24 protein-coding genes are annotated in these 22,238 nt (G+C 42.7%); 7 read left to right on the top strand and 17 right to left on the bottom strand.

Translation table 11 applies throughout. The features are described 5' to 3' along the window. Positions 1 to 70 precede the first annotated feature (70 nt). Positions 71 to 985, top strand: a complete 915-nt coding sequence (gene ttcA, locus W03_RS10420; protein ID WP_244073065.1) for a tRNA 2-thiocytidine(32) synthetase TtcA — start codon at positions 71 to 73, stop codon at positions 983 to 985. Here the strand turns inward: ttcA and W03_RS10425 are convergent. From W03_RS10425 to cutA, 5 genes are all read right to left on the bottom strand, one after another. After that, on the bottom strand, positions 965 to 1,354 hold the full coding sequence (locus W03_RS10425; RefSeq protein ID WP_244073067.1) for a DUF2784 domain-containing protein: 390 nt from the start codon (positions 1,352 to 1,354) through the stop codon (positions 965 to 967). The two genes, ttcA and W03_RS10425, sit on opposite strands and share 21 nt — an antisense overlap. Positions 1,355 to 1,439: 85 nt before the next feature. Next, positions 1,440 to 1,772: a BON domain-containing protein gene (locus tag W03_RS10430; RefSeq protein ID WP_244073069.1), complete on the bottom strand. Its 333-nt coding sequence runs from the start codon at positions 1,770 to 1,772 to the stop codon at positions 1,440 to 1,442. Positions 1,773 to 2,026: 254 nt separating this feature from the next. After that, positions 2,027 to 2,602, bottom strand: a complete 576-nt coding sequence (locus W03_RS10435; RefSeq protein WP_244073071.1) for a TlpA disulfide reductase family protein — start codon at positions 2,600 to 2,602, stop codon at positions 2,027 to 2,029. Positions 2,603 to 2,685: 83 nt separating this feature from the next. Continuing rightward, entirely contained in the window at positions 2,686 to 4,659 is a 1,974-nt protein-coding gene (gene dsbD / locus W03_RS10440) for a protein-disulfide reductase DsbD (protein WP_244073073.1), read from the bottom strand. A gap of 6 nt (positions 4,660 to 4,665) precedes the next feature. Then, positions 4,666 to 4,998, bottom strand: coding sequence for a divalent-cation tolerance protein CutA (cutA, locus tag W03_RS10445; protein ID WP_244073076.1), 333 nt, complete (start codon positions 4,996 to 4,998; stop codon positions 4,666 to 4,668). 160 nt (positions 4,999 to 5,158) lie between these two features. On the opposite strand from cutA, the gene W03_RS10450 reads away from it, so the two are divergent. Next, positions 5,159 to 5,356: a hypothetical protein gene (locus W03_RS10450; RefSeq protein WP_244073078.1), complete on the top strand. Its 198-nt coding sequence runs from the start codon at positions 5,159 to 5,161 to the stop codon at positions 5,354 to 5,356. A gap of 114 nt (positions 5,357 to 5,470) precedes the next feature. Here W03_RS10450 and W03_RS10455 read toward each other — a convergent pair whose 3' ends face one another. Further along, positions 5,471 to 6,070: a hemolysin expression modulating protein gene (locus tag W03_RS10455; protein WP_244073081.1), complete on the bottom strand. Its 600-nt coding sequence runs from the start codon at positions 6,068 to 6,070 to the stop codon at positions 5,471 to 5,473. Positions 6,071 to 6,384: 314 nt separating this feature from the next. On the opposite strand from W03_RS10455, the gene W03_RS10460 reads away from it, so the two are divergent. Further along, a complete protein-coding gene (locus W03_RS10460; RefSeq protein WP_244073083.1) occupies positions 6,385 to 7,941 on the top strand; it encodes an adenylyltransferase/cytidyltransferase family protein in 1,557 nt (518 codons plus the stop codon). 487 nt (positions 7,942 to 8,428) lie between these two features. Further along, a complete protein-coding gene (locus W03_RS10465) occupies positions 8,429 to 9,904 on the top strand; it encodes a CARDB domain-containing protein (protein WP_244073085.1) in 1,476 nt (491 codons plus the stop codon). A gap of 71 nt (positions 9,905 to 9,975) precedes the next feature. Here the strand turns inward: W03_RS10465 and W03_RS10470 are convergent, their stop codons facing one another. Further along, complete coding sequence (locus W03_RS10470) at positions 9,976 to 11,199, bottom strand: MraY family glycosyltransferase (protein ID WP_279600094.1); 1,224 nt, start codon at positions 11,197 to 11,199, stop codon at positions 9,976 to 9,978. A gap of 76 nt (positions 11,200 to 11,275) precedes the next feature. On the opposite strand from W03_RS10470, the gene W03_RS10475 reads away from it, so the two are divergent. Next, positions 11,276 to 12,304: an IS1595 family transposase gene (locus W03_RS10475; RefSeq protein ID WP_244070736.1), complete on the top strand. Its 1,029-nt coding sequence runs from the start codon at positions 11,276 to 11,278 to the stop codon at positions 12,302 to 12,304. On the opposite strand, the gene W03_RS10480 is transcribed toward W03_RS10475, so the two are convergent. From W03_RS10480 to W03_RS10515, 8 genes are all read right to left on the bottom strand, one after another. Next, positions 12,301 to 12,705 (bottom strand): hypothetical protein, encoded by a 405-nt coding sequence (locus W03_RS10480; RefSeq protein ID WP_244073087.1) that lies wholly within the window; start codon positions 12,703 to 12,705, stop codon positions 12,301 to 12,303. The genes W03_RS10475 and W03_RS10480 overlap by 4 nt on opposite strands. A gap of 604 nt (positions 12,706 to 13,309) precedes the next feature. Next, complete coding sequence (pgl, locus tag W03_RS10485) at positions 13,310 to 13,999, bottom strand: 6-phosphogluconolactonase (RefSeq protein WP_244073089.1); 690 nt, start codon at positions 13,997 to 13,999, stop codon at positions 13,310 to 13,312. Positions 14,000 to 14,008: 9 nt separating this feature from the next. Further along, positions 14,009 to 14,656, bottom strand: coding sequence for an HAD family hydrolase (locus tag W03_RS10490; protein ID WP_309296103.1), 648 nt, complete (start codon positions 14,654 to 14,656; stop codon positions 14,009 to 14,011). A gap of 2 nt (positions 14,657 to 14,658) precedes the next feature. Continuing rightward, on the bottom strand, positions 14,659 to 15,588 hold the full coding sequence (locus W03_RS10495; protein WP_244073736.1) for an NAD(P)-dependent oxidoreductase: 930 nt from the start codon (positions 15,586 to 15,588) through the stop codon (positions 14,659 to 14,661). 11 nt (positions 15,589 to 15,599) lie between these two features. Continuing rightward, positions 15,600 to 16,535 carry a phosphoglycerate dehydrogenase gene (locus W03_RS10500; RefSeq protein ID WP_309296104.1) on the bottom strand — a complete coding sequence of 312 codons (936 nt, stop codon included), beginning with the start codon at positions 16,533 to 16,535 and terminating at the stop codon, positions 15,600 to 15,602. Further along, positions 16,532 to 17,302, bottom strand: coding sequence for an HpcH/HpaI aldolase/citrate lyase family protein (locus W03_RS10505; RefSeq protein ID WP_244073091.1), 771 nt, complete (start codon positions 17,300 to 17,302; stop codon positions 16,532 to 16,534). Before W03_RS10505 ends, W03_RS10500 begins: the two co-directional genes overlap by 4 nt. A gap of 16 nt (positions 17,303 to 17,318) precedes the next feature. Further along, positions 17,319 to 18,068, bottom strand: a complete 750-nt coding sequence (locus tag W03_RS10510) for a 3-deoxy-manno-octulosonate cytidylyltransferase (RefSeq protein ID WP_244073093.1) — start codon at positions 18,066 to 18,068, stop codon at positions 17,319 to 17,321. A gap of 211 nt (positions 18,069 to 18,279) precedes the next feature. Then, positions 18,280 to 18,693 carry an acyl-CoA thioesterase gene (locus tag W03_RS10515; RefSeq protein WP_244073095.1) on the bottom strand — a complete coding sequence of 138 codons (414 nt, stop codon included), beginning with the start codon at positions 18,691 to 18,693 and terminating at the stop codon, positions 18,280 to 18,282. Positions 18,694 to 19,062: 369 nt separating this feature from the next. Here W03_RS10515 and W03_RS10520 point away from each other — a divergent pair, with 369 nt between their 5' ends. Together W03_RS10520 and W03_RS10525 are read left to right on the top strand one after the other, a co-directional pair. Continuing rightward, positions 19,063 to 19,350 carry a hypothetical protein gene (locus W03_RS10520; protein WP_244073097.1) on the top strand — a complete coding sequence of 96 codons (288 nt, stop codon included), beginning with the start codon at positions 19,063 to 19,065 and terminating at the stop codon, positions 19,348 to 19,350. 267 nt (positions 19,351 to 19,617) lie between these two features. Further along, on the top strand, positions 19,618 to 20,451 hold the full coding sequence (locus tag W03_RS10525) for a ferritin-like domain-containing protein (RefSeq protein ID WP_244073099.1): 834 nt from the start codon (positions 19,618 to 19,620) through the stop codon (positions 20,449 to 20,451). A gap of 5 nt (positions 20,452 to 20,456) precedes the next feature. On the opposite strand, the gene metW is transcribed toward W03_RS10525, so the two are convergent. Together metW and W03_RS10535 are read right to left on the bottom strand one after the other, a co-directional pair. Continuing rightward, entirely contained in the window at positions 20,457 to 21,071 is a 615-nt protein-coding gene (metW, locus tag W03_RS10530; RefSeq protein WP_244073101.1) for a methionine biosynthesis protein MetW, read from the bottom strand. A gap of 18 nt (positions 21,072 to 21,089) precedes the next feature. Beyond that, positions 21,090 to 22,217: a homoserine O-acetyltransferase gene (locus W03_RS10535; protein ID WP_244073103.1), complete on the bottom strand. Its 1,128-nt coding sequence runs from the start codon at positions 22,215 to 22,217 to the stop codon at positions 21,090 to 21,092. Between the last annotated feature and the right edge of the window lie 21 nt (positions 22,218 to 22,238).

A 22,238-nucleotide genomic window follows, 5' to 3' on the forward strand; every position in this document is an offset into this window, starting at 1 on the left:
TGTCTAATGTTGTGTAACGTACTCCACAGACTGTGACGTTGGTAGCAATATCAATCACACAATAATATCCATGCAAAATAAACAGCAATATAACACCAATAAGCTTCAAAAACGCTTGCGTCGACAAGTAGGTACAGCCATTGCCGATTTCAATATGATTGAGAAAAATGACAAAGTCATGGTGTGCCTATCGGGTGGTAAAGACAGCTATGCTTTGTTAGACATTCTACGCAACCTACAGGCGCATTCACCAGTACCATTCGAATTGGTCGCCGTCAATCTGGATCAGAAACAACCTAGGTTTCCCGAGCAAGTATTACCCAACTACCTAATGAGTATCGGCGTACCTTTTCATATCGTCGAGCAAGATACTTACAGCGTTGTTAAGCGGGTTATCGCTGAAGGCAAAACAACTTGCAGTCTTTGTTCGCGATTACGTCGCGGTGTATTGTATCGCGTGGCAACTGAATTAGGAGCAACCAAAATCGCACTGGGCCACCACCGCGATGATATCCTGCAAACATTATTCTTAAACATGTTTTACGGTGGCAAATTAAAAGCCATGCCTCCGAAACTCGTCAGTGATGATGGAAAGCATATCGTCATTCGCCCATTAGCTTACTGCAAGGAAAAAGATCTGGCAGCTTATGCTGAAATTGCTGATTTTCCAATTATTCCTTGTAATCTATGCGGATCACAACCCAACTTGCAACGCCAAGTTATTAAAGAAATGTTACAGCAGTGGGATAAAAAATTTCCTGGACGACTGGAAACCATGTTTCGCGCCCTTCAAAACATTCAGCCTTCTCATTTAGCTGATGCCACTCGCTATGATTTTATTAACCTGAGAGCACATGGTAAACCACAAGTAGATGGAGACATTGCATTTGATGAAGAATTATTTGAACCGAATATCGAAGAATTGGTGGTTTTATCGGAATCGGAAGAAAGAATTGAAAATAGTTCAGCTATTTCTGGAAAATAACGTTTGGTTTCCATTCGAATGGACAGGCACCCATTTGAGCGTCATCACGACTAAACCAGCAAACACAACATAGACGACCGTCAATACGTTTTCGGATACATCATAAAACATGATTCGGTGCAGCCATTGCTGAATAAAACTGCCTTTCTCGTTGACTTGGCGTAAAGCATTCTCCCATGACGTCAACGGACATACAACGCCCAACAAAGATTCAATCACGACCAATACAATCGCTGCAAGATGTAAATAGCGAAACCAAGCTGACCTGACAAAAACCCACTTAAACCATGCTCCCAACCAAATAAGCGGTAGACTTCCAACGACAAACAAAACATAGAGAAAATGGGTAACCAGTATTAAATCAGCCAATACCCTGCTTCCATATCAGTTTTATAGAAACTTGGGAACCGCATCCAAGCCAACTTCACTATATTATTGGCTTGGTTTAAAATCATCAATAACTTCCCGTAGCAGTAGCCTGAATTTCCATATCATTTTTGATAGATTTTATACCATCGATCTTACGCGCAACCTCGATAGCCTTATCCATATCATCTCGTGAATTGACATAACCGCTTAATTCAACGTGTCCTTTCTGAGTTCTAACATTGATATCAAAAGGCCTCAAAGACGGTTCATCCAGAATAGCTTCATAAATCTTAGTCGTAAGGCTCACATCATGATATTTCTCTTCCATACCGGCTGGGCTTGATGTAGACGCACAACCGGAAAGAAAAACCGGCAGCACCAGTAAGAAAAGAACGATAAAACCACTAGGTCGCAGCACGATAAGTATCTCCAAATGAAATATTTCATCTCATTACTTCTTAGCTTTGTATTGTGGCTACTTTGAATACATTTCCCATCTTACCTTACGTGCTTTACTTAAAAATCTAATAAATAGAAAATAAGTATAAGGCCAAACAATTCGTTGTACGCCGATAACAAAGCGTCGCATTCTTTCATGAAATATTACATGATAATACTAAACAATGAAAATAGATCGACCCAGAAACTCCGTAGAATCAAAATTTCTATTCATTAAGATTGTCGATTACTCGATTGTTCTTTTAGCAAAGGTACAATTTGACTCTCCAGTTTCTTCAGATTGATTCTCCCTAAGTAACTATCCACTATTTCTCCTGCACGATTCAAGACGATCGTGTAAGGTAGCGCTGACCGCTGATTACCTGTCGCTTCCAACAGTGGCCAAGTACTCATACCTCCAACCAGCACAGGATAATTGATGCCAAATTCCTTGCTGAACATTTGGACTTTATCTAATTGATCGATGGCAATCCCTACAATCACCAAACCTCGTTCACCAAATTTTTTCTGAGCTTCAATAAACTCTGGAATTTCTTCGCGACACGGCGTACACCAAGTTGCCCAGAAATTTACTACGATAACCTTACTCTGCCACTGTGAGACGCTCTGTTCCACCCCTTGTATATCGGGCAGAGTAGTCGCAAAAAGCGCTTTCGCACCTTGCTTACCTCGTTCATCTGAAAGCGATTGTGATCCCCCGCCTATGAGTTGGCTACGCAGCATAAAGCCAGTCGTAATTGCCAATGCGGCCAAAAGCGCATAAACAAAAAATTGTTTCAGTTTAGCCATGCCAGTTTCCTTTACTTTATTATTGTTTGCACTGATTACAATCGATGAAACAATGTTTGGCTATTTTAAAATTAAAAGTATGTTTAAACTAAAATAGCATTGAGTACAGCGAGAAAATCATTTTTATTCAAGAAGCCGATGACTCTGACATCCGGTATGTCGTTACCTTGACGATCAATAAACAAAATACCCGGAGGGCCAAATAAATTGAATCGCTTCAGTAAGGCCATGTCATCGGCACTACCCTCTGTTACGTCAATGGTAAGCAATACCACATCATTCAAGCGTGCCTGCACTTGCGCATCTGAAAGCGTGAAGCGTTCCATTTCTTTACACGAAATACACCAATCCGCATAAAATTTAACCATCAAATATTGATTATTGGATTGTCGAATAATTTCATCCAGTTCTGCCACAGTTTTGACGCGCCGGAAGGGTAATGATGCATAACTGGTCATTCCAGTATTATCTGCTTTCAAACTATTGACTGACGAGGCCGATCCGGCAATTCCGATCTTGGACAATGGTTGCAATACATCACGACTGCCCGATAAAACACCAATTAATAACGCAACACCAACAAGCAATGCGATGACACCGACGCCTTTGAGAAACCGACGTAATCCAGAAGCCCTTTCTGGTAATGGATCAATTGCCTGTAAGTAAATCGCTGAAATAATCAACAATGCAGCCCATAACAACATGTGTACAACTTCGTTGATTACTGGGGAAACGAGCCAAATAGCAACACCCAATAAGAGTACACCGAAGAATCGTTTAATTGACTCCATCCAAGCGCCGGCCTTTGGTAGTAACGCTCCGGCAGAAGTACCTAATAACAATAAAGGTACCCCCATACCTAATGCCATTATAAATAAGGCTGAGCCACCTAAAACAATGTCGCGCGTCTGACTGATATATAATAAAGCACCCGCTAATGGCGCGGCTACACACGGCCCCACAATTAAAGCAGATAAAGCTCCCATGCCAAATACACCTGTCAAATGGCCACCTTTGATACGGCCAGCCCCTTCCGATAATTTCGTTTGCAATGCATTTGGCAATTGCAACTCATAGAATCCGAACATAGAAAAAGACAACAACACGAAAATTAGCGCAAATACTCCCAATACCCAAGCATTCTGTAATGCAGCCGATAACATGGTTCCTGACAAACCGGCTGCAACTCCGGCAATGGCATACATGATTGCCATACCCAATACATAAGTCAAAGCCAGGATAAAACCGTGCATTTTAGTAATATTTTCGCCACGATTCGCAATAATCCCAGACAAGATCGGAAACATCGGAAAAATACACGGTGTGAATGCCAATAATAAGCCAATACCAAAAAATCCTGTCAGAATTAGCCAGAAATCACCCGTTTTGAACATTTGATCGATTTTGTAAGCCTCGGTTTCAATGACTGGACCTGCAAGCGCACCCGATTCAGGCGTTTGAAATAATGCAGCGGTATTATCCACTTGTGCTGCCGTCGCAGGCTTACTCATCGCTTCGGCAACCATGCCAATCGCTGCTTTAACAGCGGGCAAAGTCAGATCAATTGTTTTGTGAATAGGTGCATAGCAAACCCCCACCGGTTCATTGCAACCCTGATAACTTGCGGTTAATGTCAAAGATTGCTCACCGATACCATCTTCACGTTTTAACGAAATAATCGCTTGAATAGGTTCATAATAAACCTCTGTGGCACCGAAAGTTTGATCGTCTTTCATCGCCCCAGGGGGCAACGCAATCTTTTCAACCATAGCGTTTGTTTCTTTCGGCTCAAAAGCAATTTTATCGCGATAGAGGTAATAATCTTTAGCGGGCGTCAAATTAGCCACGAGTGTTTGGCCATCCAGTACTTCGATTGAAATTTTGAACGCTTCGTCAGGCGGCAGTAATTCCTGAGAATTACTTTGCCCGAGTTTAATGCCGAGCTGTTGCAATTTCGAAAACAAACTTGAAGAGCCGCTTTCTTGCGCATAAGCAGTCACGCTCATTAACACTAGCGCAGAAAATAATAACATCGAGGTGATAATTCGTTTTAGCATGAGTTTTTAATATTTTTCAGATAATGTTGTTTCGTCATTGATCCATTGCAGATAGTCAGTCAAGCCACCTATTATAGGAACCATGATTATTTCTGGAAGTTCATAAGGATGCATGATCTTGATCAATTGTTCAACCCGGTCAAAGTGTTGTCGACGGGTCTTGATCAAAACAGGAAACTCCTCTGCCGATGTGATTTTTTCTTGCCAACGATAGACCGAATGACAAGGACTGGAAATATTCACGCATGCAGCCAAATGCCGTTTGATCAAGCCTACCGCCAATGCCGTTGCACTTTCCTTGTCAGGATAATTAGTAATGATCAATACAAGTTCCGTCACTATCAGCAATCAAATTTCAAATCAGGTATTTTACGCTTAAAGTGATAGCACAACAAAAATCATAATGATTTTTAGAAATGTCAGTTCTGTGCATTTCTGAATAACGGATTTATACTTTAACAACCCGCTAACTGAATTATTTTTGTAGAGAACTTGCTTTATGAATCGATTTTTTAATTTAGTCATTACTCTTTCATTGATCGCCCCCGTTTCGATCTTCTTCGGTTACATCATTATGGATGAAGGTGATCAATTTACTTCCGAGCACTATATGGTTACAGCGCTGAGCGCTATTCCATTCATTTTTGCGATATTGATCAAATTTTTGATGTCTGGCGCAGACAAGAATAATCAATAAGCAATACGGCAATTACCTAACCAAAGGTAATTGCCGTCACAAAGAATCAAGGAATCAAGAATACTAGGACTAAAAAACTCTAAATCAACAGAGAGTTTATCGTTGCAGATAAATCTAAATATTAAAAACAATCATATCGGCGGTTATGTCCTCAAACTTCACGCCCACCAATTCAATCGAAGCAGCAGATCCAAAATCAAAACGGGTACCAGCTCCATCGCTTGTAGTCCCGCTGATGCCAGTGATGTAAGGAACTAAATCCGATAATTGATCAATACCCTCAATATGGAAAGACAGCCAATCTTGTCCAATTGTGAAATCACTGATTCCAAAATGTCCTAACGCATAAAAATCAAACGTGTCATTACCGTCACCACCAGTTAATCGATCGTAACCATAACCTGCACGTAGGGTATCGTTACCACTGCCGCCATACAGTTTTTCCGTACCTTCTCCGCCATCCAAGTCATCGTCACCATCATCGCCTTTTATGATGCCATTCCCTAGACCTTCTTTCAATGTATCGTTACCGCCACCCCCCACTAGTTCGTCATTGCCAGAACCGCCTTCCAAAAAATTCTCAAACTCATCGCCCGTGATGAGTAGATCGTTCGCTGTAAACCCGGCAGACCCTAATCCCTCAAAAGGTATCCCTTCTATATATTTGATAGATCCTGAGCTTAAGTTAGGGCGCTGTACTTGAGTAATCGCCATAGTATTTTCTCCTCTAAATTCTCGGTTGCAGCCAAACTATTTTTCCATAAAAAAGAACTAAACTGCGTTCAACTCAGTAAGCAAAAGTAATCTCTATTGAATTGCGCATCCAGCTTCGATGGCATTGATCGACAACCGAGCGATATAATTAATCGGTATAAGTGCTTCACGTATATATTTTTGCTACGTAAATTTCTTCCCATCGAATAATAACAATAATGAGAATTATTACCATTATAACACAATATTGATTAAGATACAATGTATGTTAATCGCGCAAAAACACAATCTACTGCCATTTAAAATTTAACGCCATGAATGACAAACTGAAGGATTCATTACTTGAAGCAAGAAATTTGATTGCAGATGGAAAATATAACGATGCGAATAATATTTTAGTGCCTTTAAAGAAAGAGCATCCTGATTCCATTGATGTTGCGCGCATGTGGTGCGCTCTGGCCATGCGTACCGATCGCATCGCAGAGGTTCTTATCGATGCAAAAAAAATATATGCACGGGCACAAAGTGATTTTCATAAAGCGCAGTGGGCGCACATACTGGGTACAGCCAATTTTTTATCGTTGGATTTACCGACCGCACAGGTACGCTTCATAGACTCCATCAACCACTTACTAGCCTATGCAAAATCCGGCAAAGTGCCTCGCCAACAGGAAAACTCTCAACTGATCGATAACGACGGAATAAACGGAGGCAATATTTTTGCGTCTGGAAAAGCGGAAGCATTGCTGTGGAAAACCTGCGCAGAGCTTGCCAAACAGAATGTTCCTGCATTTCCGTTTGCCGGTACATTATTGGGTCTGGTTCGCAATGGCCGTTTACTCGATTTTGACAAGGATTTAGACATTGCCATTTGGATGGAATACTGGCCTGCATGTTGTAACGTCCTAGAACAAACTGGCTGGGTCAAAGTACCAATGCGTATTCAATATTCAAATTATCAGGATTATGTTCATTCTGAACTGGGTATCACCTTAGACGTTTGCGGTCTACAAAAACACTCATCCACAAATACAATTACCGGTGGATTCTCTTTACCTAACCATCCACCAGAGTACCAACGTGTTTCAGTTTTCCCCTTTTTCGATTTGACACAATATGCTACCGATCATGGCACCGCGTGGTTTCCACAACAACCCGAAAAAATCCTCACGGCATTTTATGGTGACTGGCGCACACCGAATCCACATTGGGATACGGTTGTTTCAGCACGTAACTTACAAAAATTCTCCTTATTGATACGCTGCTACGCTTATCATCGAATGGCGCAATATTGGCTCACCGGAGATCTAGCAAAAACATGGTGTTATGCACATCAGATCACACTTAAAGACCCCGATGATGTGCTGGCATTACGTACTCGACAATGGATGGAACAAGCAATGAATCGCTTGAATCGAGAAATTCCAATTTGGCCAAGGAACCGGCTACAAAAACGCGTTTATACTCGCATGGTAGCTGACCTATTTCATCCTGGACACATCAATTTTTTACAAGCAGCGCGGGCATTGGGCACGCATTTAACCGTTTGCGTGGTTTCAGATCAGCGTGTTCTGGAAAATAAAGGAAAACTCCCCGTGATGAATCAAGCGGAACGCGCTGCAGTTGTTGCAACCTGTCGGCATGTCGATGCTGTCACGACAGAAACACCCAGCGACGTCAGTTTAGAGTTTATGCAACAGCATGGATTTAATATTTATACTTTTGCCTGTGCCACAGAACGAGAAAGGAGCAATAAATACGAGCTTTGCAAAACGTTACCCGCTGACATGATTCATGAACTTCCTTATACACCCGATATCTCGACCACAGATATCATCCGTCGCGTCGTATCTAGCAACGATAATAAATAATACTCATAAATTAAATAATTAACCTCTATTACTTGGCGTATTAGTTTTGCATCACCACTTTCCTTCATAGACTTAATTTCTAAAAAACATTTCCGTATATTTGAATATCATCAGAAAAACAATTCAAGTTTATCCAAAAACCATTTCCCATCATTTGTATGAATCGACAAAATTAGTAATTGAGTGACAATTACCGTCTATTTCTAACAATTCCAATCTGCACAATAACTCATCACAATAATTCGATATGCTATTTCGGTTAACCATCACCCTTGAGTAATAAGGCGCTTCATCACAGCCAAAGAAACACCAAGAACATCACTCAACCAATTGATATCTAATAATTTTAAGTTATTAGATAAAAGCTAATCTCTCAAAAAATCACACGATCCATTCTGCTCGCTTTCTACTTGGCATGATTAATGCATTTAGTTAATCGATAAAAAAATTATCTCAACTACTTGTCATTAATCAGATTGGAGGAATCATGAAAAAATACAATTTATGGCTGCTAGCAGGACTGATAAGCGGATCCATTATGCATGCAACAGTTGCAGCGGAAACCAAATCAATCGGACCTAAGCCCATTATCAGCACGGACATCGCCAAAGGTACGTTATTTGTAAAACCGAATGGAACTGGCACGACCTGTTCGCTAGCACTTCCATGTGATATTTGGAATGCTGTGCTGAAAGCAAAGGCTGGGGATGTGGTATTCTTACGAGGTGGTACCTATAGTCTTTACAAAAACCTAAGACTCTCGAATACCGGCACGGCCACAGCACCTGTAATATATGAAAATTATCCGGGAGAACTAGCGGTATTTGATGGAAGCCAACATGCAAAGGGCACAAATATCTACATAGGTGTTAATGGTCGATTTGTACATGTACGCGGAATTGAGATTAAGAATATGCCTGTTAAAGGGATTTGGGTTAACGGATCAGACAATTTAGTGGACGGTGTGTATGCGCATCATAATGGTCTAAGCGGTATTCAAATTACGACCTACGGGGATGGTACTGGAGGTGCGAGAAATACCATTCGTAACAGTACTTCAGCTTACAATTCTGGGGTTGGCATTTATGATTCCATGTATAGCAACGGAGGAAACTCTGACGGTATTGCGGTTTCCACCGGAATAGACAACCGCATTGAGAATTGCTTGGTGCATCACAACTCTGATGATGGTATCGATACCTGGATGTCAGTCAATACCTATGTCGGATATAGCATCGCGCATTCAAACGGTGCGGGTGACGGGGATGGCAATGGCATTAAAGGTGGCGGTGTTTATCCAAGTGCCAATACAGTTGTTGATCATAATATTGCTTATTCCAATAGAGCCAGAGGTTTTACGAACAATGCCGGTGTCAACGTTAGGTTTACCCATAATACTTCATGGAATAATAAGATGGCCGCTTTTGCTTTTGATCCCCATACCATTGTTGATAAAAATATTGCGGTGGCAAATGTTATAAAATGGGGTACTGGTATTGAGCAAGATAACTCATGGCAGCGCGCTGGAAACGTTGTTTTTGTCAGCACAGACAGCGGCTCAGCAGACTTTCTAAAACCCGCCATTAATGGAGAATTCGAAGATATCGGAGCTCTGGTCAACGCTGAAATTTATCGCCCTGCACAAACCCCTGATCTTGTTATCTCACAAATTTCATATAGTAACGGTATCTTTACTGCCATAGTGAAAAATCAAGGCACAGGGGATGTTCCTTCAGGTATTACCATTGGTGTTGGATATTTTGTTGATGGTCAATGGAAAACATGGGGAGGAGTATGGGGCCCTTTAGCTGCAGGTGAATCAGTTACGATAGGCACAAAAGGAGGCTCTTACGTAATCCCCAGCGGAACACACACAATCACAGCTTATACCGATGATCAGAATAAAATTCCAGAATCGAATGAAAATAATAACAAGCTTTCAAAAACACTCACGTTACCCTGATGTCTAGGAAATACATCCAGTGAGATAGCATCAAAAAAAGGAATTGGGAAGGATTTTCATACGCAACAATTCTACGGCATATGAAGATACTTCCCTTTCTCAATATAACTATCAGAGTCATTTTCCTGTCGAGTATGAAATGGGTTATTATTTTTCCCTAGTGCAGTTACTTCAAATGTCAAAGCCTGTGGACCTAAACTGCGTCGATCTACTTGTCGCGATTCCCCAAAAGGACTTCCATTACTATAAACCCTGAGATCGGAATCTCTATTACGCGCACAAAGACGACGCAATAGAATACCTTGCTTTTCCTCTAAACTAAGCTGTAACGACGAAATCCTCTGATTTAGTTTATCCTCCGAAAGATAGTCATCTTTAGTAAGCCAAATATTAAGCGTAATGGCAAAATGCTTGCCGAAATCACGACGCACTGATAATTGTTCAAACACTCTTATGGAAAAATTAGAATTAGAGCCCAATTCTTCATTCATTATTCTTGCCATCTTTTCGGTTTCATTCGCAGTAAAAAAACCAGAGAAAGTTCCATCACTTGCTGCCGGTGCGCGCCCCAACCGTGTTCTAAGTAAAATACGCAGAAAACGCACCATAGATATAAATCGCCATGGATGCAATGTTAGATAGAGATAGCCCGAAAACATTAAAACAAAACCCAGTAGCATCCAATTTTCACTAACACCAAAATACAATCCCAATAAGCCTATTAACCCGAAGAAAATATGTAAAATTACAATAAGAGCAATAATTTCCGTAACAAAGAAACCTGACTTTAAGAATAAATGATGCAAATGCAAATGATCCGGCATAAAAGGTGATTTTCCCAGAAACATTCTACGCAACATAACACTAACGGTGTCCAAAAGAGGAATAGCAAAGAGCCATGTCGCAGTGATTGGAGTCATTGCCGGTGTTGGACCCTGTGAAAGATCAACAAGCAGCCAACATAGCACTAACCCGACAAGCATGCTACCGTTATCACCCAGAAAAACGCGCGCACTACGCTTTGAAGCATAGCGCAGGTTGTGATACAAAAATCCCGACAAACCACCTGAGAGTGCGCAAACCAGTAAAAGATCATCCTGATTACCGGCTTGAAATGCCACAATCCCTATTAGTACTAAGCTTGCTAGAGAAATAGATCCCGATAATCCATCCATACCATCAATCATGTTGATCGCATTGATTCCACCGATTAATGCAATTACAGTAAAAATTACTGCAATCCAGTGAGGTAATTGAAGAAGCTCATCTGAAAATAAATGGCCGAGTGAATGAATAACCCGTGCTTATCCGGTTGTCTCCCAAGCCCACTACCGGTAGTATGTTGAGCATCTGCGCCAACCTGAGGTGGTCATGGTTATCGACGTGCTTGAGCGAGACGATTTGCCGTTCCCTCGCTCGCTTCCTGATTTTCAGCGACTGTTCCCGAACGAAGCGGCCTGCGCGGCCTATCTTGAGCGCGCCCGATGGAGCGACGGATTCGTTTGTGACTACTGCGGCACACTCGGAGAGCCTTATCGCTTCGCCAATCGCCCCAGCGTTTGTCGGTGCCGTCACTGCAACCGAGACACGAGCCTCACTGCGGGCACCGTCATGGAACGCACCCACACACCTCTCTCCGTATGGTTCTGGGCAGCCTACTTGGTTGCCAGCCAAACACCCGGTATGTCTGCTGCCCAATTCCAGCGGCAACTCGGGCTGTCGCGTTATGAGACTGCTTTCCAGATTCTCCACAAACTGCGGGTCGGCATGGTGCGTCCCGACCAAGATCGGATTGGTGGCAACCCCTTCGATGCCGTCGAGGCCGATGAAACCTACGTCGGAGGACGTACTCGCGGCAAGGGTCGAGGCGTTCACGACATGGTTCTCGTCGCCGGTGCGGTCGAGGTTAAACAGCGCAAGCACGGTGGCAGCCTCAATAAGCGGAGGACTGGGCGTTACGCCGGACGTGTTCGGCTCGCTGTGGTGCCAGACCGCAGTGCCAAATCGTTGGGCGGTTTCATTGAGCGCGTCGTTACGCCAGGCGCCACCATCATTACCGATGACTGGAGCGGCTACGCGGCGCTTGAAAAGCGAGGGTATCTTCATACCGCCGTTGCGGAACGTGGCGACATGCAAGTTGCCGAAACTTTTCTGCCCATCATTCACCTCGTGTTCTCCAATCTCAAAACATGGTTACGTGGCATTCACCACGGCGTCAGCCCGCAACACCTGCAAGCCTATCTCAACGAATTCACGTTTCGATTCAACCGCCGTTTCTACCCTTTCAACGCATTCCGTTCCCTGCTTGGCATTGCTGGTGATGTCACTGCGCCGACGTATGCTGAACTTTATACAAAAAAATCACGGCCCACTACTACATCTAGCTACCTTGGGAGTTAACCGGATAAGCACGGAATAACCATATCTCCATTCATAACTATAACGAGCGCAACGCCACCTTGCACAACAAAGCGAAATTTATAAGAAAGCCTAATCGTATCGTCTATAAACCCAGTGACAAATAAAATGGTCGCACAAATACCCAACACTATCCATTTAGATGAAGTTTCGGCTTCTATCGGATAAAATACCAGCAACACAAATAATAAAACCGTCAATAATCCTATACCACCGACAAAAGGGGTATTTGCCTCATGAAGCTTATGCCCGTCTCCGGGACGATCCACTATTCTAAAGATGCCTACAAGATGAGTAGCGACATGAATAGTTATCGCAGATGTAATTGAGCAAAATAGAAATAGTGAAAACAATTCCAGAACACCAAGATTGTCCATATTCATTTCAGTGCTTCCCTTTTTATTAAGGTAAAGATTTTATGATTTTTTCTTGTTTAAGGAAATCTTTTCAATATTCACTAACAGGCCCCTCTTACTTTAAACATAAGAAATTGATTAATATAATATATATTTGACGCTCTCAAAGAAACATGATGAACACCAGAGCTTGAGTAGCATAATTGAATATTATTAATATTTAGTGACTTCTTTACTTCTGATAATTTCAATTTGAAGATACTCATTTCATTCAATACGTAATGATTTTTTTGAAAAAATTTAAGACTCGATTCTGAGTCGAATGGAAAAACATGGGGCTTTCTTTGGCAGTAACTTCAACGCAACTCTTATCACACAGAATGTGATCAATTAATTTCATTTAAATTCCAATTAACAATGATAGTTGCATTATTAAGATGCACGATAGTAAATTTGGTCTAACAAAATACGACGAGTTACCTGAAAACGAATCATAGTAAAAAAAGAATACAAATTAGAAAAACAAAACAAAACAAATCGGAATCCTACCAGAATTTTTACACATAAGATCCCTAAGGAACCTGAAAAACACAAACGCAAACCTATGATTTGTGTTTTTCCACGAATACGTTTAGTCTTTCGTCGTAAAAATATCTATTTGTGAGCGTGCGTATTGCAATAGCCGTGCAATCGGCAGTTTTGAATCAATATCTTCACTCAACTGATTCAGTAACTGTTGTTTAGCTTTGCCAACAACAACTAATGCAATGTGGTTGCTTTGCCCTAATAAGGGTAGTGAGAGACTCACTCGAAGCGATGGAGCAATAGGAGGAGCAACGGCCACACAATGCTGCGTTGCGAGCAAATCGAAATGCATGCCGGGAAATAGAGAAGCAATATGCCCATCTTTGCCCATCCCCAAAACTGTGAGACTGGATGGTTTCGGTAGCTTGCTCAAGCGTTGATTGATAGTCTTTACCGCAGTAAAAGGATTATCGTGATCTGTCTTAAGGCCAATAAAAGATGTGTTTTGGGGTAAATAATTCAGAAAATGCTTTTTCACCAGATTCTCATTGGATTGCTCATCGGTTACATCGACCCAGCGCTCATCGCTGAGTGTAATGACAATCCGTTCCCAAGATAAAGAACGTTTTGCTAAATTAGGCAGATATTCGCGTGGTGTATTCCCGCCAGGCACAACGAGGGAAGCAAGCGATTTTTCTCGAAGTGCTCCTTCCAAAACATCACTGGCATACTCAGCAAAAGCTTCACTCAGCTGTTTCATGCTAGAAAAATCGTGCCGTTGCGGTGAAAATTTCATCTTTATTTTTCAGATAACCAACTCACGTAAATCTGGAACAGTTTCAACATGCGCCGGAAAAGGACTAAGCTCCCCTGGAAAAACGCGCCCCAGAAAAACGGTGTTGTTCGCCGCAGCGCCCTCATAATCCGTCATGGCATCACCGATTACAAGCACGTTCTTAGGGTGAAGCGCATGCTTAATTAAAATTTCCGCAATAATATTTTTTTTTGATTCTGGTGAACCACGTACTTCTTTGAAATAAGAATTCAGCCCGCGGCGCTCTACGATAACCTTTAATTCATTTTCTGGTGTACCAGAAGCAATAAATAATGGAATTTTCTTGGCTTGCTGCCTTATTAGCTCGATTGCTCCCGGAACGCCCTCGGCTGCAATGACTGCTTCAACAACTAATTCAGAAAAACGACTATCCAGTTGTTTTTCTTCGACTTCTGTAAGGGGGGGCTTATTAAGATAGTATTCTTGGAAGTATCTAAATTTATGATAGCGCGATACGCCACCGTTTTGCATGTGAAACTCCACTACTTTGGTAACGATATCTTCACCATAGGATCGATACAAGTTTGCAAAAGCCTGTGTTTTGATTTTACCCGATTCCACCACCACGCCATCAAAATCAAAAATAATTGCCTGCCAGTCGAAACGCTGCATGCTCATGACTAAGCCTTATTATCTGTCAGGCTTGGTAATGAATCATCAGATTCATCCCCATGATGCAATTCCTGATGAATTTCGCGTAAGCAGTCCAATAAACCCTGACCAAGGTCAACATGCTCATTCAACACTAACTTACGACCAATACGCGGATGAAAAGTATACGGTGTGATCTCGTAATGATGCACCACATTAGCTTCATCAAAATGCAGTTCTACCGACCACGGCAGGATTTCCGAAATCATCGTCATAACATCCTTGATACGCATTTTCTCTTGCCCGGTCAATATTAGGTGCCGATTAGCAAATTCAGGCGCCAAGACTTGTACACTCATACGAGCAGCATCTTCCACATGAATGTATTCACGCATGGCCTCACCACTGCCTTTGTAAGTAATTGAGTGATTTTTAACCGCTTCAAACAGCATACGGTAAATACCGTTACGCTTATCGGCGCGCCTTCCATACAAGGAACCGTAGCGCAGTATGTTGTAATCCAAACCGTAACGTTCGTGATAAGTTTCCGTGAAACGTTCGGCAGCTTGTTTACTGGCTCGATAAAATGAACCGGACTCAGAATACACATACACGCTGCTGGCAAATACAAATCGACGCGCACCAGCAATGCGAGCGGCTTCTAATACATGCATATTACCCAAAACATTAATAGTTACAGTAGGAATCGGCTTGTTGTGCGCTTCGTCAATATCTGCAATGGCGGCAAAATTATAAACAATAGAACAATCTTTTGCGGCCTCGATCACTTGATCAAGATCCATAATATCGCCGATAATCATTTCCTGATCAGGCTTTAGATAGGGTGATGCACTACGATCAAAAAGCCGCACTTGATAACCCGCGGCAGACAAAACGTCAGCCACATGACTCCCCAGAAAACCGCTAGCGCCGAATACAATGACTCGCTCGTTAGCTATCATTTTATTGCTCATTGAATAGCACTCATTTTAATGAGCTCCTGGAAAAGATTTTCTGCAGCTTCAATTTCCATACGTTGCCGGGATTCTCGAGCAAGTGAACCGACATGCGAGGTCAAGATAATATTATTGCAATTATTCAATTCACCTGTGTAAGGTTCTTGCTCAAATGTATCTAACGCAGCCGCGCTAACTCTGCCACTATTGAGCGCTTCAGCCAATGCGCACTCATCAATGAGTCCTCCTCGTGCCGCATTGATAATCATTGCTTCGGGTTTCAATGACGCGAACGCTTTTTTGTCGAGCAAATGGTGTGTTTGCGGCGTATAGGGCAGATGTAAAGTAATGATATCCGCAGAGCTCAGTAACTCCTCTAACGATACCAATGCGATCCCCTGCGGTACCTGTGTAACAAATGAATCATGTGCGATCACCTTGGCCTCAAAAGCCTGGCACAGCTTAGCAACACGGCGACCAATATGACCAATACCAACAATACCCACTGTTTGTGCCGCTAGCAATCGGCCTTGTAGCCTTGGCCATTCGCCTTTACGCACCACCTGATCGATCGAATTGATTTGTCGCAATAACGACAACATCAACCCCATGGTAAGCTCTGCAACAGCCTGAGCTGGTGCTTCTGGCGTGTTCAACACAGCAATTCCGTGTTTCTGTGCAGCATTCAGATCAACACTATCCAATCCAGCACCACAACGAGAAACAACCTTGAGTGTCGGGGTTGCTTGAAAAACACGCTCAGTCAGCGGTTCGATACCGGCAATCAAGCCAATTGCTTCACCATGCAGCAATTCGATGATCTCATCTTCCGACAGTTTACGTCGGTGCGGATTGGTGACAATGCGAAAACCTTTTTGTATCAGTTGCTGCAATGGTAAATTATGATCGATATCGAACGAAGAAGTAGAAATAACCAGTGTTTTCATCATTTTTTCAGTGTTGCGCGAATACTCTGTAAATGTGTTCGGCAAATCGAATCCAAAATCCGGATATCCAGACTGTAACCAAGAAAATTAAACCCCGCTTGAATACGTTGCTGTAGCGCTTGTGGATCTGGTTCAATAACATGAATACCCCCCGCTTTTTTGGCGCGATGCCCCGCTTGCATAACCTGAGTAATCGCTGCCTGCACATCGGGATGATTAAGATCGCCTGGCCGCCCCATCGAGCCCGACAAGTCATAAGGTCCAATGATATATCCATCCACGCCGGGCACAGCAAGAATGTCATCAATCGCTTTGACTGCATCGACATGCTCGATCATGACAATAACAACCGCATTATCCTCCAACCATTGTCGATAAGATTGAAAGCTATTGCCATAACCCTGTGCGCGAGCCAAGCCGACACCGCGCTGCCCACGTGGCGGATAATATACACCACTGACAGCAGCCTCAGCATCTGCGGCGGATTTAATCATAGGTACCATGACGCCAGTAGCGCCGGCATCCATAACACGTTTGATCAAATCCGGATGATTAGAAGTCAAGCGCACGATAGCTGGGCACTGCTTGCCATCAAGCGCCTGAATGAGCGCCTGCACTTCGCTCAGTTCGAGCACGCTATGCTCCGTATCTAGTACTATCCAGTCAAAACCGGCCGCAGCCATAATCTCGGCGATCGAAGAATGTCCTAACGTAACCCAAGACCCTATTGTCAACTCGGATCGATTCAAGCGTGATTTTAGTGACGACATAGAAGGCTCCAAAAAACTAATATTGCGATAACAAAGGGTCACCACTCATAAGCTTCTCGACTTTCTGTAAATCTGCCAGAGTATCGACCGCTTGCGTGTTAAACTCGGTATGAACCATTTTAACCGAAAGACCATGTTCTAATAAACGCAGCATATCAATAGATTCAAGCTGCTCCAATGGGGTCGGCGACAAGTTTGTATATTGAAACAATACCTCTCGGCGGAATGGAATGATGCACACTTGTTTGTAGACCTCTGTACTGGCGAAACCCGATTTCGCCAATGATGGAATTGGACGGCGAGACATATACAGTGCATCGTTCTGTCTATTCATGACCACTTTAATCGTATTGAAATCCATGTAATCCGCTTCGTTATCAATTTTACATACCAAATTTACGCAACCCAATTCAGGATCGTTTCCAAATGGTGCAATCGCCGCGTCAATCATATCTGGATGCGTCATGGGTTCATCGCCTTGCACCATCACAATCAAATCCGCCTCCAATTTTTCAACGGCTTCAGCAACGCGATCACTGGCGCGTTCATGCGTATCAGCTGTCATGATCACTTGCGCGCCGAACTCCTGTGCAACTTGGCGAATTTCTTCATCGCATGTGGCAATATACGTTGCATTCAAGGATTTGCTCATTGCAACTCGTTTATAGATATGCTCAATCATGGGGCGCCCCAAAATCTTGGCAATTGGTTTTCCTGGGAAACGCGAAGAACCCATACGGGCAGGTATGACAGCAATTGTTTTCATGAGAATAAAGTACGAAGAATGTGTGAGAATACAAAAAATTGAACCAAAATAATTTCAGGAATTATCAGGTTTTTCCCCCGGTTTGAGCAATAACTTTATTAAGAATGCTGTCAATTTTTCATAAGTTCATGCTACCGATAACACGATCGTCATAACAGCGTCATGAAAATCATGACTCATCCATAGCGCTCTAGATCATTCCTATAAGGAATCATCTATCTTTCGGCACCTCTCTCGGTTTTCCTTGGTTATCAACCGCCACATAAGTCAGTACTGCCTCTGTAACCTTGATGCACACCTCGCTGGCACCTTCACGTACGCCTCGCTGCGCATACACTTCAACGCTTACGGTAATTGACGTGCGACCTATCTTTTGAATATCCGCATAGAAGCTGACAATATCACCCACAAAAACAGGTTGCCTAAATACGAAGGAATTGACCGAGATCGTTACTACCCGACCGCAAGCCCGTCGAATTGCAGGAATAGTTCCTGCCGTATCGACCTGAGACATAATCCAGCCACCGAAAATGTCTCCCGCAGCGTTAGTATTCGCTGGCATCGGTACAGTACGCAAAACGGGTTGTTTATCGGGTAAACATACATGCAATGATGAGTCGGTCATAGTATTATAAATATCAGTTAGTTAGTTTGTCGAAAAACACCCTAGGTATAAGCAATTTGAGCCAAAAACCACCTCAACCTCAGATAAAAGCTACTTTGCTATCCTGATACATTTGGCATTTTGCTATTAATGTTCAGCACCTTTATTTTGCGCGTCTAGCCTAGGATTAGAGGATAGATTGATTTGCAATAAGCTGAAATTTTACCATGCCAAACTCTTTCTGTGCTTGCATCGGTGCAATCCTGCTTTCGGTCAAGATACAAATCCGATATGCTAAACTAGACATTAGAGAGTAGTATATTTTCCACGCCTATCAATAGGATAAAGATAGAATAGATTTTGTTTTAGTTATACACAAGGAGAATAAAAATGAAAAAGATTTTGATTTTAGCTATGCTTCTTTTGTCTTATCCAGCGCTAGCACAACCGTTTATCGTAGACGCAGAAACGGGTGAATACTTAAGCAACATGGGTGTTGATGTGATGAATCCCAACTCGACAAACGATCCAATGGAGCAATACAATAATCCAACACCTCCAGATCCGATAAGCAATCCGATGGATAATTACGACACCCCCATGCTCCCTGGAAACACAGAGAACCCTTACGGCAGCGACAGCGATTACAGCCCTAGCTCAAAAGGCTACTATCGGTGATAGTATAAATTCTCCACCTATATATTCCCCAATCGTAAAGAAGATTTGTATCTGATTTATCGATTATTTACAGATCACAATTAGAGAATATGTAATGAAATAGTCTATTGGGATTTGTGCTCTGAATGCTAACAAGCAGAAAGATGCACCAAATGAAAGAGCCGCTATATGTGGCTCTTTTTATTTCTAAAATATAGTGCGTAAAATATGCGCAGCAAATTCAAAAAACAACTCGCCCATTAATTGACTCCGCATTCATCATTTGAAATGAAATCGTTATTTGAGATTGCTGAAGAATGCCTATTGGTCAGCGATATTCAGCGAAAAATTCACTTAACCCAACAAGCTTTTCAACTATGGCAAAACAATCAGTTATCGCCTGATTCGATGCTCCCACCCAGAGCTATTACTCAGCCAGGTCTTCCCAACAAACCTACCCTGGTAGCACCCGGTAAAGTACCGAGAAGACATTTAGGGACGCGAACTGGGCTAATTGCGCTGATTCACGCTATCGCCCATATCGAATTCAATGCAATTAATCTCGCCTGGGATGCGGTGTATCGTTTCCGCGGTCTACCCAAACCGTATTATCACGACTGGATTCAAATTGCCACGGAAGAAGCTCAGCATTTTCAGTTATTGCATCAACGATTGCTCGAACTCGGTAGCGATTATGGTTTATTGCCGGCTCACAATGGATTGTGGGATATGGCAATGCGCACAGCATCTGATCCGATGGTACGTATGGCGCTAGTACCGAGGGTTTTGGAAGCACGGGGATTAGATGTGACACCCCAAATGATCCAAAAGCTGCAACAAGTAGGCGACAAAAAAACAGCCACCATCCTTGAAGTCATTTTACGCGATGAAATCGGGCATGTGGCAATTGGATCACATTGGTTTAAGTACTTCTGCGAACAACGTGGATTAGATTCCGAACAAACTTTCCGCGAATTGCTTGATCGTTATTTCACCGGACAAATTGTCGGTCCGTTTGATTATCAAATCAGAATGCAGGCTGGTTTCAGTTTGAATGAGTTAAATACTCTGCAAAGTATCGCCAAGTCGAAGGAAAAACCACTCGGCACAACAATGACTTAACAATATTATTTTGAACGCTCAAAGCGATAAAAAGCTAGCATACCCATCAAATTTGGCAAGATGTGTACAGGGCTGTAATTACTCATGACACGACGTTCGATAATACGCGCATTGCACCGACGGCAAAGCTTCTCGAAATCATTCAAGGTGCACAAATGAATATTCGGTGTGTCATACCAGTGGTACGGTAACGCTTTTGATATGGGCATTCTACCCAAAACAACTTGTAAGCGATTGCGCCAGTAACCAAAATTTGGAAAAGAGACAATCCCCTGTTTTCCGACGCGCAACATTTCCTGAATAATATCCTCAGTATGGCGCATTGCCTGCAATGTCTGCGATAAGATGACATAGTCGAACGAATCTGATTCAAAACTCGACAAACCGGACTCCAAATCATTCTGAATAACATTAATTCCGTTATAAAAACAACTGAGTAAGTTTTTATCATTGATTTCTACGCCATATCCAAAAACGTTACGCGATTCACGCAAATAACGCAGCAATGAACCATCACCACAACCCAGATCGAGCACTTTCTTTCCTGGCTGAATCCATTCAGCAATAGCAGCCAAATCCGGACGTAAAGCAACGACTGAAAGGGAATGGGTGTCATTCATGACTTTTATATAGTCCGTCTAAACCGCAATATTGTTTAAGTAAGCGCGCACCAGCTCATGGTAATGATCGTTTTCCATGAGAAAAGAATCATGTCCTTGATTGGAAGCAATCTCTGCATAGCTTACGTTAAGATTGTTATCAAGCAATGCTTTGACAATTTCCCTCGAACGTTCTGGAGAAAAACGCCAATCCGATGCGAATGACAAAATCAGGAAACTCGCCTTAACGGCCCGGAAAGCGGCGCTTAAATCGCCATTGTATGCATCTGCAGGATTGAAGTAATCGAGTGCTTTAGTCATGAGCAAATAAGAGTTTGCATCGAACAAATCGGTAAATTTATCGCCTTGATAGCGCAAATAGGATTCAATTTCAAATTCCACATCATAATCGAATGAAAACTCATCTTTTCTCAGGCTGCGCCCGAATTTTGCCGCCATTGAGTCATTGGACAAATAAGTAATATGCCCAAGCATGCGCGCCAAGCGTAAGCCGCGTCGCGGTAACGTGTCATAGGCATAATAATTACCCCCATGAAATTCTTGATCAGTCAAAATCGCTTGTCGAGCAACATCGTTGAATGCAATATTTTGCGCGGTTAGATTTGCTGCTGCAGCGATGACCAAAGCGTGTCGCACTTTCTCGGGATAATCGAGCGTCCACTGCATTGCTTGCATGCCGCCCAGGCTTCCCCCTATGATAGCTGCAAATTGCGTGATCCCCAAATGCTGGGATAGCTTCTCCTGTGCTTCCACCCAGTCTTCTACAGTCACCACCGGAAAGCTGGCTCCGTAAGGCTTTCCTGTTTTACTATCCATGCTTGTCGGCCCAGTCGATCCATGACATCCACCGAGATTGTTCACGCCAATCACAAAGAAGCGCTTGGTATCAACGGGTTTGCCGGGACCCACCATGTTATCCCACCAGCCAAAGCTTTTATCTTTATCGGCATACACACCGGCAATGTGATGATTGCCCGATAGTGCATGACAAATCAGAATCGCATTGGATTTAGCTGCATTGAGTTCCCCGTAAGTTTCGTACACCAGATGATAACTATCCAGCATTGCACCGCTTTTTAATTGCAATGGCCTATCAATGTGAACATATTGAGGTGTTACCACACCCACCGATTTTGTATCTTGCATGAGATGATAGGAGAAACTCCG

The organism is Nitrosomonas sp. PY1 (assembly GCF_022836435.1).
GTDB lineage: Bacteria > Pseudomonadota > Gammaproteobacteria > Burkholderiales > Nitrosomonadaceae > Nitrosomonas.

Excerpts from the sequence above, each read along its gene's own strand:
- W03_RS10500 (WP_309296104.1), bottom strand. The coding sequence starts at position 16,535 with ATGATGAAAACACTGGTTATTTCTACTTCTTCGTTCGATATCGATCAT.
- W03_RS10435 (WP_244073071.1), bottom strand. The coding sequence starts at position 2,602 with ATGGCTAAACTGAAACAATTTTTTGTTTATGCGCTTTTGGCCGCATTG.
- ttcA (WP_244073065.1), top strand. The coding sequence starts at position 71 with ATGCAAAATAAACAGCAATATAACACCAATAAGCTTCAAAAACGCTTG.
- W03_RS10480 (WP_244073087.1), bottom strand. The coding sequence starts at position 12,705 with ATGAATATGGACAATCTTGGTGTTCTGGAATTGTTTTCACTATTTCTA.
- W03_RS10525 (WP_244073099.1), top strand. The coding sequence starts at position 19,618 with ATGAAATCGTTATTTGAGATTGCTGAAGAATGCCTATTGGTCAGCGAT.
- dsbD (WP_244073073.1), bottom strand. The coding sequence starts at position 4,659 with ATGCTAAAACGAATTATCACCTCGATGTTATTATTTTCTGCGCTAGTG.
- W03_RS10520 (WP_244073097.1), top strand. The coding sequence starts at position 19,063 with ATGAAAAAGATTTTGATTTTAGCTATGCTTCTTTTGTCTTATCCAGCG.
- W03_RS10450 (WP_244073078.1), top strand. The coding sequence starts at position 5,159 with ATGAATCGATTTTTTAATTTAGTCATTACTCTTTCATTGATCGCCCCC.
- W03_RS10460 (WP_244073083.1), top strand. The coding sequence starts at position 6,385 with ATGAATGACAAACTGAAGGATTCATTACTTGAAGCAAGAAATTTGATT.
- W03_RS10515 (WP_244073095.1), bottom strand. The coding sequence starts at position 18,693 with ATGACCGACTCATCATTGCATGTATGTTTACCCGATAAACAACCCGTT.
- W03_RS10505 (WP_244073091.1), bottom strand. The coding sequence starts at position 17,302 with ATGTCGTCACTAAAATCACGCTTGAATCGATCCGAGTTGACAATAGGG.
- W03_RS10490 (WP_309296103.1), bottom strand. The coding sequence starts at position 14,656 with ATGAGCATGCAGCGTTTCGACTGGCAGGCAATTATTTTTGATTTTGAT.
- W03_RS10475 (WP_244070736.1), top strand. The coding sequence starts at position 11,276 with ATGGTTATCGACGTGCTTGAGCGAGACGATTTGCCGTTCCCTCGCTCG.
- metW (WP_244073101.1), bottom strand. The coding sequence starts at position 21,071 with ATGAATGACACCCATTCCCTTTCAGTCGTTGCTTTACGTCCGGATTTG.
- W03_RS10535 (WP_244073103.1), bottom strand. The coding sequence starts at position 22,217 with ATGCAAGATACAAAATCGGTGGGTGTGGTAACACCTCAATATGTTCAC.
- W03_RS10510 (WP_244073093.1), bottom strand. The coding sequence starts at position 18,068 with ATGAAAACAATTGCTGTCATACCTGCCCGTATGGGTTCTTCGCGTTTC.
- pgl (WP_244073089.1), bottom strand. The coding sequence starts at position 13,999 with ATGAAATTTTCACCGCAACGGCACGATTTTTCTAGCATGAAACAGCTG.
- W03_RS10455 (WP_244073081.1), bottom strand. The coding sequence starts at position 6,070 with ATGGCGATTACTCAAGTACAGCGCCCTAACTTAAGCTCAGGATCTATC.
- W03_RS10465 (WP_244073085.1), top strand. The coding sequence starts at position 8,429 with ATGAAAAAATACAATTTATGGCTGCTAGCAGGACTGATAAGCGGATCC.